The sequence below is a fragment of the Mycobacterium asiaticum DSM 44297 genome (genome assembly GCF_000613245.1).
GTDB lineage: Bacteria > Actinomycetota > Actinomycetes > Mycobacteriales > Mycobacteriaceae > Mycobacterium > Mycobacterium asiaticum.
Window position 1 is genome coordinate 97,734 of record NZ_HG964936.1, and the last position, 16,846, is coordinate 114,579.

The 16,846-nt window shown below is 68.9% G+C and carries 17 protein-coding genes and 1 pseudogene; 13 read left to right on the forward strand and 5 right to left on the reverse strand.

Going from position 1 to position 16,846, the window contains the following annotated elements; translation table 11 throughout:
- The 7 genes from BN972_RS29420 to eccE all read left to right on the forward strand — a co-directional run.
- Nucleotides 1–470 (forward strand): PPW family C-terminal domain-containing PPE protein (locus tag BN972_RS29420; RefSeq protein WP_036351583.1); only part of this gene is annotated, 470 nt, incomplete at its 5' end.
- 57 nt (nt 471–527) lie between these two features.
- On the forward strand, nt 528–821 hold the full coding sequence (gene esxG / locus BN972_RS00420) for a type VII secretion system protein EsxG (protein WP_036351586.1): 294 nt from the start codon (nt 528–530) through the stop codon (nt 819–821).
- Nucleotides 822–850: 29 nt separating this feature from the next.
- On the forward strand, nt 851–1,141 hold the full coding sequence (locus BN972_RS00425; RefSeq protein ID WP_036351589.1) for a WXG100 family type VII secretion target: 291 nt from the start codon (nt 851–853) through the stop codon (nt 1,139–1,141).
- Between the two features lie 12 nt (nt 1,142–1,153).
- Entirely contained in the window at nt 1,154–2,035 is an 882-nt protein-coding gene (locus BN972_RS00430) for an ESX secretion-associated protein EspG (RefSeq protein ID WP_036351592.1), read from the forward strand.
- An 87-nt stretch (nt 2,036–2,122) separates the two neighbouring features.
- Nucleotides 2,123–3,520, forward strand: coding sequence for a type VII secretion integral membrane protein EccD (eccD, locus tag BN972_RS00435; RefSeq protein WP_099050969.1), 1,398 nt, complete (start codon nt 2,123–2,125; stop codon nt 3,518–3,520).
- Nucleotides 3,517–4,914 (forward strand): type VII secretion-associated serine protease mycosin, encoded by a 1,398-nt coding sequence (mycP, locus tag BN972_RS00440; RefSeq protein WP_036351596.1) that lies wholly within the window; start codon nt 3,517–3,519, stop codon nt 4,912–4,914. The genes eccD and mycP overlap by 4 nt, the downstream gene beginning before the upstream one ends.
- Nucleotides 4,911–5,921 carry a type VII secretion protein EccE gene (gene eccE / locus BN972_RS00445; protein ID WP_036351599.1) on the forward strand — a complete coding sequence of 337 codons (1,011 nt, stop codon included), beginning with the start codon at nt 4,911–4,913 and terminating at the stop codon, nt 5,919–5,921. The genes mycP and eccE overlap by 4 nt, the downstream gene beginning before the upstream one ends.
- Here the strand turns inward: eccE and BN972_RS00450 are convergent.
- Nucleotides 5,908–7,131, reverse strand: coding sequence for an alpha/beta fold hydrolase (locus BN972_RS00450; RefSeq protein WP_036356109.1), 1,224 nt, complete (start codon nt 7,129–7,131; stop codon nt 5,908–5,910). The two genes, eccE and BN972_RS00450, sit on opposite strands and share 14 nt — an antisense overlap.
- A gap of 163 nt (nt 7,132–7,294) precedes the next feature.
- Here BN972_RS00450 and BN972_RS00455 point away from each other — a divergent pair, with 163 nt between their 5' ends.
- A complete protein-coding gene (locus tag BN972_RS00455) occupies nt 7,295–8,089 on the forward strand; it encodes a trans-aconitate 2-methyltransferase (RefSeq protein WP_036351603.1) in 795 nt (264 codons plus the stop codon).
- Here BN972_RS00455 and BN972_RS00460 read toward each other — a convergent pair.
- The 3 genes from BN972_RS00460 to BN972_RS00470 are packed head-to-tail and all read right to left on the reverse strand — an operon-like array spanning nt 8,078 to nt 10,658.
- Nucleotides 8,078–9,484 carry a sulfatase family protein gene (locus BN972_RS00460; protein WP_036351606.1) on the reverse strand — a complete coding sequence of 469 codons (1,407 nt, stop codon included), beginning with the start codon at nt 9,482–9,484 and terminating at the stop codon, nt 8,078–8,080. The two genes, BN972_RS00455 and BN972_RS00460, sit on opposite strands and share 12 nt — an antisense overlap.
- On the reverse strand, nt 9,474–10,151 hold the full coding sequence (bluB, locus tag BN972_RS00465) for a 5,6-dimethylbenzimidazole synthase (RefSeq protein ID WP_036351609.1): 678 nt from the start codon (nt 10,149–10,151) through the stop codon (nt 9,474–9,476). Before bluB ends, BN972_RS00460 begins: the two co-directional genes overlap by 11 nt.
- A gap of 24 nt (nt 10,152–10,175) precedes the next feature.
- Nucleotides 10,176–10,658, reverse strand: a complete 483-nt coding sequence (locus BN972_RS00470; RefSeq protein ID WP_036351611.1) for a hypothetical protein — start codon at nt 10,656–10,658, stop codon at nt 10,176–10,178.
- A gap of 57 nt (nt 10,659–10,715) precedes the next feature.
- On the opposite strand from BN972_RS00470, the gene BN972_RS00475 reads away from it, so the two are divergent.
- Nucleotides 10,716–11,426 carry a phosphatase PAP2 family protein gene (locus tag BN972_RS00475; protein WP_235192338.1) on the forward strand — a complete coding sequence of 237 codons (711 nt, stop codon included), beginning with the start codon at nt 10,716–10,718 and terminating at the stop codon, nt 11,424–11,426.
- A gap of 24 nt (nt 11,427–11,450) precedes the next feature.
- Nucleotides 11,451–12,119 carry a L,D-transpeptidase family protein gene (locus BN972_RS00480; protein WP_036351614.1) on the forward strand — a complete coding sequence of 223 codons (669 nt, stop codon included), beginning with the start codon at nt 11,451–11,453 and terminating at the stop codon, nt 12,117–12,119.
- 10 nt (nt 12,120–12,129) lie between these two features.
- On the opposite strand, the gene BN972_RS00485 is transcribed toward BN972_RS00480, so the two are convergent.
- Nucleotides 12,130–12,636 carry a nuclear transport factor 2 family protein gene (locus BN972_RS00485; RefSeq protein WP_036351615.1) on the reverse strand — a complete coding sequence of 169 codons (507 nt, stop codon included), beginning with the start codon at nt 12,634–12,636 and terminating at the stop codon, nt 12,130–12,132.
- A gap of 198 nt (nt 12,637–12,834) precedes the next feature.
- On the opposite strand from BN972_RS00485, the pseudogene BN972_RS00490 reads away from it, so the two are divergent.
- From BN972_RS00490 to BN972_RS00500, 3 genes and pseudogenes are all read left to right on the forward strand, one after another.
- Nucleotides 12,835–14,780: pseudogene (locus tag BN972_RS00490) on the forward strand (Hsp70 family protein).
- Nucleotides 14,781–14,920: 140 nt separating this feature from the next.
- Nucleotides 14,921–16,372, forward strand: coding sequence for a DUF7159 family protein (locus BN972_RS00495; protein ID WP_036351617.1), 1,452 nt, complete (start codon nt 14,921–14,923; stop codon nt 16,370–16,372).
- Between the two features lie 70 nt (nt 16,373–16,442).
- Entirely contained in the window at nt 16,443–16,829 is a 387-nt protein-coding gene (locus BN972_RS00500) for a hypothetical protein (RefSeq protein WP_036351618.1), read from the forward strand.
- The last annotated feature ends 17 nt before the right edge of the window (nt 16,830–16,846 follow it).

Here is a 16,846-nt window from a genome sequence, read left to right on the forward strand (position 1 = left end):
GCACCCGCCGGCCCCGGCCGGCGGCATCGGCTCCGGCGGCGGGTTTCGCCTATGCGGTCGCCGCGCCGGGTGGATGGGGGCCCAGTCTGGGTCCGACCGTCGGCGGTCGTACCAGCGCCAAAGCTCCGGCGGCGACAGTCCCGGCGGCCGGTGCGGCGGCGGTGAGCAGCGCGGCGGCGCGGGCCAAGCGACGACGGCGCGCACCGTTGCGGGATCACAGCGACGAGTTTCTGGATATGGACACCAACACCGACGACGTCACAGGGGACTTCGACACCGTGGCCTCGGACCGCGGAGCCGGCGGATTGGGGATGGCCAGGGGGGTGTCGACCGAGACGCTGCTGCAGGCGACGGGCCTGGCTGCCTTGGCACACAACGACTTCGGCGGCGGGCCACGCATGCCGATGGTGCCTGGGACGTGGCACCACGGGCAAGCGGAAGGGGGGCCGGAAAGTCGGCACGATGACTGAACGCGCAGCAAAAGGAATTCGGATTCGAGTGAATCGAGTAGTTGGAAAGGAAAAGTTATGAGTTTGTTGGATGCTCATATTCCCCAGTTGGTGTCCTCGCAGTCGGCGTTCGGCGCCAAGGCGGGGCTGATGCGGCACACGATCGGCCAGGCCGAGCAGGCCGCGATGTCGGCGCAGGCGTTCCACCAGGGTGAAGCCTCGGCGGCGTTCCAGGCTGCCCACGCCCGCTTCGTCGAGGTGGCCGCCCGGGTCAACACCCTGCTGGACATCGCGCAGGCCAACCTCGGTGAGGCTGCCGGTACCTATGTCGCCGCCGACGCCGCGGCCGCATCCACCTACACCGGTTTCTGAGCCGGTTCGATCACCAGAGAGGACTTGTCATGTCGCAGATCATGTACAACTACCCGGCAATGCTGGCCCACGCCGGCGACATGTCGGGGTACGCGGGCACGATGCAGGGCCTGGGTGCCGACATCTCCGCCGAGCAGGCCGCGCTGCAGAACGCGTGGCAGGGCGACACCGGGATGACCTACCAGACCTGGCAGGTGCAGTGGAACCAGGCGATGGAAGACCTGGTGCGGGCCTACCAAGCGATGGCCAGCACCCACGAGGCCAACACCTTGGCGATGATGGCCCGCGACCAGGCCGAAGCCGCCAAGTGGGGCGGCTAACGCCACAAACCGATGGACTCCATGCCCAATGCCGTTGAGCTGACGGTCGAACAAGCGTGGTTCATCGCGGAAACGGTTGGGGCGGGCAGCTTCCCATGGGTGCTCGCCATCACCACGCCGTACCGCGACAGCGCGCAGCGAACCGAGTTCTTCGACCGTCAGGCAGACGAGCTCACCCGAATGGGACTGATGACGCCGGGCGACCACGGCGCTGTGATCAACCCCGCGGTCGCAGACTGGATCAAGGTGGTCTGCTTTCCGGACCGGTGGCTCGACCTGCGTTACCTGGGACCCGCCCGTGCCGACGCCGGCGCCGCCCAGGGTTGCGACATGCTGCGCGGCATTGTCGCGCAACGTGGCGGCCGCACGGTGGTGGCGCTGCGCAGCGCGCAACTGGTCACCTTCACGGCGATGGAGATCGACGACCCCCGGGCGCTGGTCCCGGTACTGGGCGTGGGACTGGCGCAGCGGCCGCCGGCCCGGTTCGAGGAGTTCAGCATGCCCGCCCGCGTCGGCGCCCGGGCCGACGAGCGCTTGCGCGGGGGTGCGCCGCTCGCCGAAATTCTTGACTACCTTGGCATTCCGGCCTCGGCCCGGCCAGTGGTGGAAGCGGTGTTCACCGGACCGCGCAGCTACGTCGAGATCGTCGCCGGGTGCAACCGAGACGGTCGCCACACCACCACTGAGGTGGGCATGAGCCTGGTCGACACCCAGGCGGGTCGGGTTCTGGTCAGCCCGTCCCGGGCTTTCGACGGCGAATGGGTCTCCACCTTCAGCCCCGGCACCCCGTTCGCAACCGCGGTCGCCGTCGAGCGACTGATTTCCTACCTGCCGGACGGGGACTGGTTCCCCGAGCACCGGCTGGCCCGAGACTTCTCCGCACAGACCTCGTAAACCTCGACACCGAAACACGAAAGAGAGCACGATGTTCCAGCAACGCCACCAGCGCAATTCGAGGGTCCAGTGACGTCCGGGACCGTCATGCCGATCGTCCGCGTCGCCATCCTTGCGGAGAGCCGGTTGACGGAAATGGCCTTGCCCGCCGAGTTGCCGCTGCGCGAGATCCTGCCAGCGGTGCAGCGGTTGGTGGTGCCGGCAACCCAGAACGGTGACGGCGGTGACGGCGGTGCGGCAGCGCACCTGAGTCTGGCACCGATCGGTGGCGCGCCGTTCAGCCTGGATGCCAGCCTGGACACCGTCGGCGTGGTCGACGGCGACCTGCTCGCCCTGCAGCCGGTACCGAGCGGCCCCGCGGCGCCGGGCATTGTCGAGGACATCGCCGACGCGGCGATGATCTTCTCCTCGTCGCGGCGTAACCCGTGGGGCGCCAAGCACATTCAGCGCGGTGCGCTGGCGGCGGTGATTGCCGTGACGCTGGTGGCGACCGGCCTGGCCGTCGCGCACCGCGTTGCCACGGGCGCCCTGGTGGGTCTCGTCGCGGCCAGTGCCCTGGCAGCCCTCGTGGCGATCACCGGGCTGCTGAGCACCGCTCGTTCGCCACGCACCGGGATCGCGTTGTCGATCACCGCGCTGGCACCGATCGCCGCCGCCCTGGCGCTGGCGGTGCCGGGCAGATTCGGCGCCGCTCAGGTGTTGCTGGCCGCAGCTGGGGTGGCCGCCTGGTCGCTGATCGTCCTCATCGTGCCCAGCGCCGAACGGGAGCGGGCCGTCGCGTTTTTCACCTCGGCCGCGGTGATCGGACTCGTGATCGCGCTCGCGGCCGGTGCTGAATTGCTTTGGCAACCACCGGTTCTGACGATCGGCTGCGGGCTGATCGTTGCCGCATTGCTGATCACCATTCAGGCGGCTCAGCTCTCGGCGCTGTGGGCGCGGTTCCCGCTACCGGTAATCCCGGCACCCGGTGACCCGACACCGTCGGCGCCGTCGTTGCGAGTGCTGGAAGACCTGCCCCGGCGGGTCCGGATCGGCGACGCCCACCAAAACGGGTTCATCGCCGCCGCCGTACTGCTCAGCGTGCTGGGATCCCTGGCCATCGCGTTCCGGCCCGAGACGGTCAGCGTGGCGGGCTGGTATGTCGTGGCGGCCACCTCGGCGGCCGCCACGCTGCGGGCGCGGGTGTGGGATTCCGCGGCCTGCAAGGCCTGGCTGTTGGCCCAACCGTTCCTGGTCGCGAGCGCTCTGTTGGTGTCCTACGCCGCAACCGGTCGCTTCGGGGCCGCATTGGGCACGGTCCTGGTGCTCGCCGCGCTACTGCTGGTCTGGATCGTGGTCGCACTGAACCCCTCGATCGCGTCGCCGGACAGCTACGCGCTGCCGTTACGTCGTCTGGTGGGCTTCGTCGCGGCCGGCCTGGATGCCTCGCTCATTCCGGTGATGGCCTTCCTGGTGGGTCTGTTCGCCTGGGTGCTCAATCGATGAGACGTGCCGGATCGGCTTGCTTGGCGGCGACGCTGATAGCGCTGCAGGCAGGCGTGTCGACTCCGCCGGCGTCGGCGATCAGCCCGCCGGTGGTCGACGCCGGCGCGCCGCCACCGAGCGGCACACCGGGACCCGTACAGGCCATGGAGCAGCGCGGCGCCTGCAGTGTCTCCGGACAGATCCCGGGCACCGACCCGGGCGTGCCGACGCCCAGCCAAACCATGCTGAATCTTCCTGCGGCGTGGCAGTTCTCCCGCGGCGAAGGCCAGCTGGTGGCCATCATCGACACCGGGGTACGGCCCGGCCCCCGCCTGACCAACGTCGACGCCGGCGGCGACTTCGTGGAGTCGACCGACGGACTGACCGATTGCGACGGACACGGCACCCTGGTCGCCGGAATCGTCGCCGGCCAGCCGGGTGAAGACGGCTTCGCCGGGGTTGCGCCGGCAGCGCGGTTGCTGTCCGTGCGGGTGACGTCGGCGAAGTTCTCGCCGCGCACCCCCGGCGGCGATCCGACTCTGGCCCGCGCTGCGATCGACATCGAGGCGCTGGCCCGCGCCATCGTGCACGCGGCCGACCGCGGTGCCCGGGTGATCAATATCTCGGCGATCACCTGCCTGCCCGCGGATCGGCCGGTCGACCAGGCCGCGCTGGGCGCGGCGATCAAGTACGCGGCGGTGGACAAGGACGCGGTGATCGTGGCCGCGGCGGGCAACAGCGGGCCCACCGGTTCGGTGGCCGGCGGAACGTCGTGCGACTCCAACCCGCTCACCGATCTCAGCCGTCCCGACGACCCGCGCAACTGGGCCGGCGTCAAGTCCGTCTCCGTCCCCTCTTGGTGGCAGCCCTACGTGCTGTCGGCTGCTTCGCTGGCGCCGGACGGCCGGCCATCCAAATTCTCCATGGCCGGCCCGTGGGTGGGCATCGCGGCGCCCGGGGAGAACATCGCGTCGGTGAGCAATGCGGACGGCGGCGGACTGGCTAACGGGCTGCCCGACGACCATCAGCGGTTGATCCCACTCAGCGGCACCAGCTACGCGGCCGGCTACGTCTCCGGCGTCGCCGCCCTGGTTCGTGCCAGGTATCCCGAGCTGAGGGCTAACGAGGTGGTGCGCCGCATCACCGCCACCGCACAGAACGGCCCGCGTGAGCCGTCTAACGTCGTCGGCGCCGGCACCGTGGACGCGGTCGCCGCCCTGACCTGGCAGCTGCCCGCGGCCGGCGGCGCAAGCCCGGCGTCGGTCAAACCGGTGAAAGTCCCGCCGCCCCCGGCACCCAAAGACACCACACCACGCAACGTCGCATTGGCCGGAGCCGGCCTGCTGACATTGCTGGTGATCGTCACCGCAGCGACTGTGGCGGTCAGCCGCCGCCGAAAGGAGCCCACCCCGTGAGCCGGATTGTGTGGCCGTCCAGTGGCCGAATCACCCTGGCGCTGCTGGCCGTCGTGCCCGCGGCGATGGCCTACCCGTGGCAGTCGACCCGCGCCTACTGGTTACTCGGCATCGCCGCCGCCACGGTGCTGCTGCTGTTCGGTTGGTGGCGCGGGCTGCATTTCACCACGATCCTGCGCCGTCGCCTGGCGATACTGGGTCGATCCGGCCGTCCGGTGCCCGATCCGGATGCGAACATCCGCACCACGGCGTTGTTGCGCATCGGGCCGGCGCCGTCGGCTGCCGACCCGCTGCCGCTGCCGTTGATCGCCGGCTACCTGGACCGCTACGGCGTCCGGGCCGACAGCATCCGGATCACCGGCCGCGACACGGCCGCCGGGGTGCGCGAGACCTGGGTGGGGCTGACGGTGTCGGCCGCGGACAACCTGGCCGCGTTGCAGGCTCGTTCGTCGCGCATCCCGCTGCAGGAGACGGCCGAGGTCGCGGCCCGCCGGCTCGCGGACCACCTCCGCGAAATCGGCTGGGAGGCCGGCACGGTCGGTGCCCAGGACGTGCCGGAGGTGTTGGCGTGGGAGTCCGGACAGACGTCCCGGGAGACCTGGCGCGCGGTGCGCCAGGGTGACTCGGACTATGTTGCCGCCTACCGGGTTACGGCCGACTCTGCGTTACCGGAAACCCTGGCCGCGGTGCGGTCCCTGCCGGCGCGGGAGATCTGGACGGCGCTCGAGATCGCCGGGACGGGGACCGGGGCCAACTACACCGTTGCCGCCGCCTGCGCCCTGCGCACCGACGCCGCGCCGGACCGCGGTGCGCCGGCGCCCGGCCTGACGCTGGAGCGCGGTAATCAGCGGCCGGCGCTGCAGGCGGTGGACCCGCTGGCCACCCAGCGGCTGGGCAGACACACCGAGGCGCCGGCCGGTCTGCTCGAGCGGTTGCACTGGCCGACACCCGCCGCGGGATCGCACCGGTCGGCCGAAGCCGAGACGCAGGTGCTCACTCGAACATGAAGTGGTGCAGGAACGGCGTCATCCTGCGCAGGTAGTCCAGCTGGCTCACGTGCATGACGTGGCTGCCGGGGAACCAGTGCAGGGCGCACCGGTCCCAGTGTTCCCACAACGCCACCGCATGCTCCGGCGGTGCCATCCGGTCGCCCAGACCGGTGATGATCATCCGTCGATTCTTCGGCAGCAGCGGCCGGTAGTTCAGCGGACCGTGATAGGCCAGGCCGGCCTCCAGCTCGGCCTCACCGATGCCGGTCAACCGCATCCCGAGCTTGATCAGCGTGCTGGCCGGAAACCATTCGCCGAACAACTTGCCCGGTGTGACGACCGGGCAATTGGGGATGACGGCCTCCAGCCGGTCGTCAACTGAGGCCACCAACGCCGAGGTGTAGCCGCCCAGCGACAGGCCGGTCAGGGCGATCCGCTCGACTCCGGTGCCGTACAGGTAATCCAGCACCGAACGGAAGTCGTGCACCGCCTGGGCCATCGCCTCGGCGAACCCGCTCATCCCGTTCGCGAAGAAGCCGAAACCACTGAACGGCGAGAATCTTTCGGCCCGCTTGCCGTGGAAAGGCAACGTGTACAGCAGCACGTCGTAGCCCGACCGGTAATACCAGGGCAACGAAAAGAACAGCCCGTTGAGAAGGTAGGACGATCCCATGAACCCGTGGATCACGCACAGGGTCGGCCGCGGCCCGTCCTCGTGGCGCCAATGTTGGGCCCTGACAACGTTGTTCGTCGAGAACGAACTCCACTGCCGGCGCATCGCGGGGTTGATCGCCCGGAAACTGCTGTCGAAGGAGATGTTGTCCACGACGCCGCGCGCGACCCATTCGGCCAGCGGGCCGGCTTGCCGTGACACGATTTTCGGCGCTTCGGTGGGCGCGGGGAAGGACCTGCCCGGATCGCGATCGGCGGCGAGTTCGGCATAGAACCGCAACTTGCCCCGTTCGTCGCGGGACTGCGCCCGGCACAGGTTGGCACCGACGACGGCCGGCGCCACGGTGGTGGCCAGCAGGGAAGAGGCGGTGGTGCGCAGGGCCAGGTCCCCGACCGCCGAAGCCTCCACCACCAGGCGCTGGCGTGCCGACAGGGCGGAGCGCGGCGGCAATCCCTCGCCGCCGGCGTCGGCGCCCGGCACGTCGGGAATGGGAACCGGCGGGTTGATCGGGTCGGCCTCGTCGGCCTCGTCGGCCAGCCCCGAGCTCTCAGACATCACCGGAATGGTATCCCGCTCGGGGGTGCGGAAGCGGACCTTTTCGACAGGCTCGTCAATTATTTTCGACCCCTTGGCTGCCCATCCGGACCGGTCCGGTAATACGGTTTGGATAGACACCCGACGGACCGAACCTTTGCAGGTGTCGATCAGGAGGACCGATATGTGGGATCCCAACGTCTACCTGGCCTTCGCGGATCACCGAAGCCGTCCGTTCTACGACTTGCTGTCCCGGGTGGGCGCCGACCGCGCGCGCCGCGTAGTCGACCTGGGCTGCGGACCCGGCCACCTGACCCGTTATCTGGCCAAGCGCTGGCCCGGCGCGGCCATCGAGGCCCTGGACAGCTCACCGGAGATGGTCGCGGCCGCCCGTGAGCGCGGCATCGACGCCGTCACCGGTGACCTGCGCAACTGGAAGCCCCAGCCCGACACCGACGTGGTGGTGAGCAACGCGGCATTGCACTGGGTGCCCGAACACTCCGACCTGCTGGTGAAGTGGGTCGGCCAGCTGCCCGACCAGGCCTGGATCGCCGTGCAGATCCCCGGCAACTTCGAGACCCCGTCGCACGCCGCGGTGCGCGCGCTGGCGCGGCGCGAGCCGTACGCAAAGATCATGCGGGACATACCGTTTCGCGTCGGGGCGGTGGTGCAGCCGCCGGTGCACTACGCCGATCTGCTGATGGACGCCGGCTGCCGCGTCGACGTGTGGGAAACCACGTACCTGCACCAGTTGACCGGCGAGCATCCGGTGCTGGAGTGGATCACCGGCACCGCGTTGGTACCGGTGCGGGAGCGCCTGGACGACGAGGGCTGGGAGCAGTTCCGCGCCGAGCTCATCCCGCTGCTGGACGACGCGTACCCGGCGCGACCGGACGGCACCACCATCTTTCCGTTCCGGCGGGTGTTCATCGTGGCGCAGGTCGGCGGGGCACGCCGGTCGGCGGGCTCAGCTGGTTAGCCCCGGTTCGACTTCGTCCTCGATACCGCGGTCCACAGCGATGGCCGACCTGCTGGTCGGCGCGGTGCGGTGGATCTTCAGGTACGTCTCGGTGTAGCGCTCGGCGATGCGGGTGCCGGCGAAGTCCGACGGGATCACATCGCCCGTGCTCTGACGCCAATCATGAAGGCGTACAGCAAGATCGGATGCGATGGCGTCCACCTCGCCACCGGCGGGACCGGTCAGCAGGTTGACGGTCTCACCGGGGTCGGCGCGCAGGTCGTAGAGTTCCCGCTGTGGTCGCGGCGCCTGCACGGACGGTGCGACGGCCACCCCGGACGGGCTCGCCTGGATGTCCCAGGGCAGATCCAGCAGCGGGCGCGGGACGTAGTTCTCGATGTAGCTGTGTGTCTTGGTCCGGATCGCACGGATCGGGTCGAAGGAGTCGTGATAGGTCTTCGTCGCGTACACGTGCTCGCGCACCGCGGGACCCGCGTCCGGGGACCGCAACGCCGCCGCGTGCGAGACGCCTTGGACATCGTCGGGCACCTCGAGACCCAGCAGACCGAGCAGGGTCGGCACCAGGTCGACGCCGCTGAACAACTCGTCGTAGACGCGCGGCGGCAATGCCAGGTGGGCGGGAGGCCGGATGATCAGCGCTATCCCGGTGCCCGCGTCATAGAGGGTGGATTTCGCGCGCGGAAACGCCGGGCCGTGGTCGGTGAAGAAGACCACCCAGGTGTTCGCGTCCAACCCGGTCGCCGAGAGCGTGTCCAGAATACGGCCGACCGCCGCGTCCGCGGTGGCGATGGATCCGTAGAAGTCGGCGAGGTCCTGGCGTACCTCCGGGGTATCGGGCAGGTAGTCCGGCAGGTCGACGGCCGCGCTGTCGGCCGGCTCGTAGCGGTCGTGGGGATAGGGCCGGTGCGTCTCGAAGAAACCAGCCGTCAGCAGGAAGGGTCGTCCGGCCAGGTCGGTGACGCTGTGGCTCAGCCATTCCTCGACCTTCGCCACCACGTATTCGCAATAGGAGTTCGATACGTCGAACTCGTCGAACCCCAGCCGCTTGGGGTAGGAGGTCTCATGCTGCATGCCGAAAAGCGCGGAGTACCAACCCGCCTCGGACAGCAGCTGGGGCAGGGTGCGCACGTCGTTGCGGTACTCCCAGCCGTGATGGGCCAGACCCACCAGCCCGTTGCTCTGCGGGTAGCGCCCGGTGAACAGCGATCCGCGGGACGGCGAACACAGCGGCGCGGTGGCATGGGCGCTGGTGAACAGGATGCTCTCGGCGGCGAGCCGGTCCAGCCGCGGGCTGGACACGTCCGGGTGACCGTACGCGCCTAGGTAGCGCCCCAGGTCGTGCCAATGCACGAGCAAGACGTTCTGCGCGACTTCCCCCGAGCCGTCACCCGTCACCCTTCGCCACCTCTCCGTTCGTCGGCTGCCATCGGTTTTCCCAGACAAAGTCCGTCAGCGGTCGCGCCGTGGTCCAGCCGTCCAGTTCCAGCGCGGGCCGGTCGGGAAACTCCGGTACCGGACCGAGGCACAGGATCGCGACGGGCTCGGCGTCGGAGGGCATGTCCAGCAGGTCCGCCAGGCGGCGCGGATCGAACAGCGACACCCACCCCACGCCCAGGCCCTCGCAGCGCGCCGCCAGCCACAGATTCTGGATCGCGCACGACACCGACGCCAGGTCCATCTGCGGCAGAGTGCGCCGCCCGAAGATGTGCGAATCCCTGTTGTCGCACAGCGACACCACCAGCAGCTCGGCGCATTCCCGGATTCCTTCGACCTTCAACGCCAGAAACTCCGCCTCGCGTGGTCCCAGGGCCGCGCCGGTCAGCGCCCGTTCCTCGTCGACCAGGGCATGGATGCGTTGCCGAAGCTGTCCGTCGGTGATCCGGATGAAACGCCACGGCTGCATCAGGCCCACACTGGGCGCGGCGTGCGCGGCCTGCAGCAGGCGGGTCAGCACGTCCTCGGGCACTTCTGCGCCGGGGACAAAGCGGCGCATGTCCCGGCGCTCGGCGATCACGCGGTACACCGCCCGCCGCTGGGGCGCGGTGAATGCGTAATCGGTCACCGGGCCATCGTAGAAACGCCGCCGTCACGGACTGTAGGTGACGCCCACCGCCCGGAAGACGTACTCGGGCGGCACGTCGAATGCCAGCGTGCGCCGCGGCAGCCGGGCCAGCACATCGTCGCTGATGGCGTCCTTGAAGTGCAGCGACAGGTGGCCGTTGAACCGCTCGTCGACGGCGGCGGTGTCGAGGTCGACTTGCAATCCGGTCGAAGAAATTTCCGCGGTCGCCGCGCCGCCGCCCGCCTCGTCCCAGCGCACGTCCACCGCGCGGCCGGCGAGCTTGGGCACCACCGACAGTGTCGCCAGCACCCGTTGGGAGGTGAATGCCAGGCAACCCACGTAACTGGCGATCGTGCCCTGGGACCGCAGGCCCGGTATCGAGCCGCTGAACTTCCGGGTCACCGCCACGTACTCGGCGAGGTGGACGAGTCCCTCGGCGTCGACCTGGGCACGTAGATCGTCGGGCAGCTTGCCCACGCCGAACAACCGCCGAAGAATCACCGCCATGACGCCAGTATGGGGTGGTTTCGCGGGCGGTGCACCGAGCTGATATCGATTTAGCGCGTGGCCGGCCCAAGATTTACCTTCAGATTCTCGACGGCGGCGTGGTTGGCGCTGGGTGCGCTGGCGCTCTACATCGTGTTGTGGGTGGGGCATCGCCAGCAGTGGGGGTGGCTGGCCACTTTCGATTGGTCCCTGCTGAATCCGGCCCACGATATCGGCATCAAGCATTCCGGGTGGGTGCGGTTCTGGGTCATTGTGTCGTTCGTGCTCGGTCCCGTCCCGCTGCGGACGCTGGGCTTTGTGCTGTCCGTGCTTCTGCTGGTGCGACGGCGAGTGCGGATGGCGCTACTGGTGCTCTGCTGTGTGACACTCAATGGCTTTGTGACGCTGGTCGGCAAGCTGTTGGCCGGGCGCCCGCGACCGGCGACCGCATTGGTTTTCGTGGGGGAGACGTCCTTTCCCTCCGGGCACGCGCTGGAGGCGGCGGCCGCCGTGCCGGCGCTGCTGACCCTGGCGCTGCCGCTGCTGTCCCGCAGGGCGTTGCGGGTCATCGCGATGGTGGTGGGCGGGTTGTGCGTGTTCATCGTCGGCGTCGCCCGGGTCGCCCTGAACGTGCATCACCCCTCGGATGTGATCGCCGGCTGGGCACTGGGGTACGTGTATTTCGTGTTGTGCCTGTGGGTGTTTCGGCCGGCGCCGGTCGATACCGAGGGCCACGCCGGGTCACGGCCCCGTGACCCAACCGGGTCTCAAGCTTTACTTGACCCCTAGTGGAGCGCGCTCGACCATAAAGGGATGCGCCGACAGGTAGCTCTACTGTGTGCTGTGGTGTGCGCCTGGGTGGCCGCGTTGTTCGGCTCGACCCTGGCGGCACCGTTGGCCGCGGCCGCCGGTAACCCCTGGTTCGCCAACTCGGTTGGCAATGCGACGCAAGTGGTTTCGGTCGTTTCGACCGGTGGATCCAACGCGAAGATGGACATCTATCAACGCACCGCGGCCGGCTGGCAGGCCCTCAAGACCGGGATACCTACGCATGTCGGCTCGGCGGGCATGGCGCCACAGGCCAAGAGCGGATACCCGGCCACCCCGATGGGGGTGTACAGCCTGGACTCCGCCTTCGGCACCGCACCGAACCCGGGTGGGGGACTGCCGTACACACAGGTGGGCCCGAATCACTGGTGGAGCGGCGACGACCACAGCCCGACGTTCAACTCCATGCAGGTGTGTCAGAAAGCCCAGTGCCCCTTCAATACTGGCGAAAGCGAGAACCTGCAGATCCCGCAGTACAAGCATGCGGTGGTGATGGGCGTCAACAAGAACAAAGTCCCCGGCGGTGGCGCTGCATTCTTCTTTCACACCACCGACGGCGGCCCTACCGAAGGCTGTGTCGCGATCGACGACGACACACTGGTGCAGATCATCCGCTGGCTGCGCCCCGGTGCGGTGATCGCGATCGCCAAGTAGCCGCGTCTGCTCAGCCCTGGAAATCGGCGCGTGCGCGGCCGGGCTTGACGTGGAACTTCAGGTCCGCCACCGACATTGTCGCCTCGTAGGTGCGGTCGTAGCCGGTCGCGCTGATGCGCCAGCCGTCCGGGGTGCGCCGGTACTGGTCGCGGTAGAACGCCGCCCCGATCAGCATGAAGTCAAACTCGGCGACGATCACCCGGTCCTGCAGGTACCAGATGCCCGACGCGGTGTCGCCGGTGACGGTGATCTCCGGGTGCGTTACCCGGTGCTCGGTGACCACACCAGGCCCCATCGCCGAACTCAGGTACTCGACCAGGTCCTTGCGGTTGTCGAAATGCAGCTCTTTGCCCAGCGACGAGCCGTAGGCGCCGACGATGTCCTCGGTCATCGTCTCGGCGAACTCGTCCCAGTGCTTGGTATCCATCGCCCGCAGGTAGCGGTACTTGACCTGTTTGATCGCTTCGACGTCGGCTACGGGAAACTCGGGAAGGGTCACCCGCTCATTGCAGCACACCTCCTTTGCCGCCGTCTCGCAGGGCTGTCCGGCGACGCGCTCGGGGCCGGTCTGTCAATACCGCCGGTCATACCTTTTTGGTGACGACACGGCATCGACCGGATACCAATGAGGTTGGGGCAGAGGCACATCCGGGGTGTCCCTGGCTATGGTTAACGCGCTGGCTACCGACCCGCTATCGACGAAAGTATCTGCTCTATGTACGACCCGCTGGGGTTGTCGATCGGGACCATGAACCTGGTTGCGGCGGCTAACGGGAACTCCCCGGTTATCCGTCGCGCCGTGCTCACCCTGTATCCACACTGCGCCCCGAAACTTGGTGCCTTCGGCGAGTTTTCAACGCTCGCCGAACCCGGCACGCTGATGAGTGGCTTCGTGGAACGGATCGGCGATTCCGTCGCGCTGGTCTCCCCGGACGGATCCGCACATGACCCCGACCTGCTGACGGTCGAGGCGCTGGATGCGATGGTCGTTGCGGCGGGTGCGGATGGGAGTGCCGCAGAGATCGCGATTGCCGTTCCCGCGCACTGGAAGCCGAGCACCGTGCAGGCGTTGCGCAATGCGTTGCGGACGCATGTCGGCTTCGTTCGCAGCGGCATGGCGCCCCAGCTGGTGCCCGACGCCATCGCCGCCCTGACGGCGGTCAACGCCGAAGCCGAGGTGCCCGCCGACGGGGTGGTGGGCCTGCTCGACTTCGGTGCCTCAGGGACGTGCGTGACCCTGCTGGAGCGCAAGAGTGACTTCGAACCAATCGGCGCCACAATGCGTTACGAAGACCTGTCGGGCAACCAGATCGACCAGGCACTGTTGCTGCACGCCATCGACATGCTGGGGCACAAGGACATCGACCAGACCAGTACCGCCATGCTCTCGCAGCTCGGCGCCCTGCGTGAGCAGTGCCGTGAAGCCAAGGAGCGGTTGTCCACCGACGCGGTCACCGAGTTGGCCGCCGAACTGTCCGGACGCAGCATCGGCATCGAGTTGAGCCGGGAGAAGTTCGAAGATCTGATCTCCGACCGGCTGACCGGTTTCATCTACGCCTTCGACGACATGCTGGCGCGCAACAGCTCCAGCTTCGCAGATCTGGCCGCGGTAGTGACAGTCGGCGGCGGGGCCAGCATTCCGCTTGTCACCCAACGTCTTTCGTTCCACACCCGGGTGCCGGTCCTGGCCGCCGCGGAACCGGTCACCGCGGCGGCGCGGGGCGCCCTGTTGCTGGCCAAGCGCGGGGGACTGCTCGACCTGCGGACCCGGGTATCGATCGGAGCGATGGCGGCGGCGGCTTCGTCCGCAACCGGGGCCTCCGCCGGCACCAGTCTGCTCGACCTGCCGCCCGGCGACGTTCTGGTAATCGATCAGGACGCGCTGACAGAGCGCGAGCTGGCCTGGTCGCAGACCGAGTTCCCGGAGGTGATGACGCGCTTCGACGGCGACTCGTACAACGAGGACGGCCCGTGCTTTTCGATGCGGCTGAACATCATCGACCCGCCCAAAGAGCCGCCCTGGCGCCGTATCCGGATTTCGCAGGTGCTGATCGGGCTGTGTGCCGCGGTGGCCCTGACAGCCATCGGCGGGGTGGCGATCTCGCTGACGGCCGTCGAGCAGCGGCACGTACCACACCAGCCCGCGATCGTGCCCAGTGTCGCGCCCCAGCCCAGCGCCAGGCCGCAAGCCTGCTGCCGACCAGTCCACCAGCGCTCCCCCCGTTGCCGCCGCCCAGCGAAGTCCCCCCGCCCAATGCCGCGGTGCCCACCAGTGAGCCGCCACCGCCACCGCCGCCGCCCCCGACCGTGGAACCGGCGCCGACCATGAGCGTGACGACCACCCGTCCGGCGCCGGTCACCACTACGCACCCGCCAACGCCGTCCAACACCGCGCCACCCACCACCACCCCCCAGACGACCCCGTTCAGCAGCCCGCCGAGCAGCCCCCCCGTGGCGGAGTCGCCGAGCGCAGCGGAGGCACCGCCCAGTACCGAGCCGCCGGTGAAGATGACCACCCAGTGGATACACGTTCCGCTGCTTCCGGTCCCGATTCCGATCCAGGTGCCGCAGAACCAGGTCCCGCCAAACCAGCTACCGCAAAACCAGATACCGCAAGACCCGGGGCCGCAGAACCCCTTCCAGAATCCGGGGGGTTACTAAACTCTCAACCTCGGGTATAGCTGTCTCCTTTGAGATTCATAGGAATTGCTCTCCACCTCGATGTGCGCGAGTAGGGTTTTAGCTGGCAAACTCATAACAGGCCAGCAGAACGAAAATCTCGCACATGGCTTGGAGGGGCGATGGACATCGTGCTCGGGGTCGCAATGGAGCCCTCAGCAGTCCGACTGGTGTTGATCGAGGGGGCGAACGCCGACGGAGTTTCCGTCGAGGAAGACACCATTGAGGTCAGCGAGACCGCACAGGTGATCGACGCGCTGATCGGGACGCGCGAAGGCGCCGCCGAGAGCGGATACCGGCTCGCGTCGACCGGTGTGACGTGGACGGACGCCAGCGAAGTCGCGCCGCTGCGCGCGCAGCTGGCGGCCCGCGAGATCGGCGGCGTCATGCTGGTCTCTCCGCTGCTGGCCGCCGCGGCGTTGGCGCAGACGGTCGGCGCGGCGCTGGAGTACCAGCACATCGCGATGTTGTTCGTCGAGGCCGACAGCGCGACGCTGGCCGTTGTCGACGTCGCCGACGGTTCGATCGTGGATCTGCATCGCCATGCGCTGCGGGATGCGTCGGTGGCCGCCGAGCTGGTGACCATGCTCGCCGGACTGGATGCGCCGGAATCCCGCGCCCAAGGCGTGTTCGTGGTCGGCTGTGGCGTCGACATCGTCGACCTGAAGCCCACCCTGGAGGCGGCGACATCCCTGGTGGTCAGCTTGCCCGAGGAACCGGACATGGCGCTGGCCCGCGGGGCCGCCCTGGCCTCGGCGAACGCTCCGCTGTTCTCCTCGTCGACCTCCGCCCTGGCCTACGCGCTGGATCCGGGCACCGGCGAGGTGAACCCGACCGCACTCACCCCGCACTACCTGGACGTCTCCGCCGTCGCTGGCGTCGGCGACGGCGCTCTGGCCTACAGCGCCCTGGACGCCTTGGACGACGAATGGACCGCCGAGGCTGAACCGCACAACGCCGAATCGCGGCGCAAGCCGTTGACGCTGGTCAGCGCCGCCATAGCCGGTGTCGCAGCCGTCGTCGCCGGCATGCTGATGGTTTCGCTGGCCTCGCATGTGCGGCCGACGGCCGCGCAGGAGGCCAGCGCACGGGGCGGTGCGCAGACGCCCGCGCTGCAAGCACCGGCCACCGAGCTGCCGGCGCAGGTGCTGCTGCCGGCCCCGAGCGCCGCGCCGGCGGCACCCCCACCGGCCGAGGCACCCGCCCCGGCCCCGAGCGCGCCGCCGCCGGTCGTGCAGCAGCCGGTCCAGCAGCAGCCTCCTGTGCAACAGCAGCAGCCGCCGGTCGTGCAGCAGGCACCGCAGACGGTCACCAAGCCCGCGCAGGCGCCCGCGTACTTGGCGCCGGCGCAGCAGCCCCGCCGGGCACCGACGCGTCAGGCACCCCCGCCCGTGCAGGCCCCGGTGCAGCAGGCCCCGGAACCGGCCGCGCCGCCGCCCGCCGCACCGGCACCCGCCGCGCCGGCACCGGCCGCGCCGCAGACGCCGATCATGACGGCCTACCTGCACCTGCCGTTCTTCTCCATCCCGATACCGATCAACCCGCCGCCGCCGCCTCCGCCGCCCGCGCCTTAGGCGGCACGTGGCGGATCCGGTCGCTGAAGCGCAGACTGGCAGTAACGGTTTTCAGTGGCTAGGAGGTCGCGTGAGCGACAAGGGCGGATTTGGGTTCGACCCCGACGACTTCGATCGGGTGATCAGAGAGGGAACCGAGGGCCTGCGCGACGCTTTCGAGCGCATCGGCAGGTTCGTCGGCGGCCCCGGCACCAAGACCGGGTGGTCGGCGATATTCGAGGACCTGTCCCGGCGCAGCCGTCCGGAGCCGGAGACAACCGGCGAGGCCGGCGACGGCGTGTGGGCGATCTACACGGTCGACGACGACGGTGGCGCCCGGGTCGAGCAGGTTTATGCCACCGAGCTCGATGCCTTGCGCGCCAACAAGAACAACACCGACCCCAAACGCAAGGTCCGGTTCCTGCCGTACGGCATCGCCGTCAGCGTCCTCGACGATCCCGCGGAGGACACCGCGTAATCGGCCAATGCGGCCTA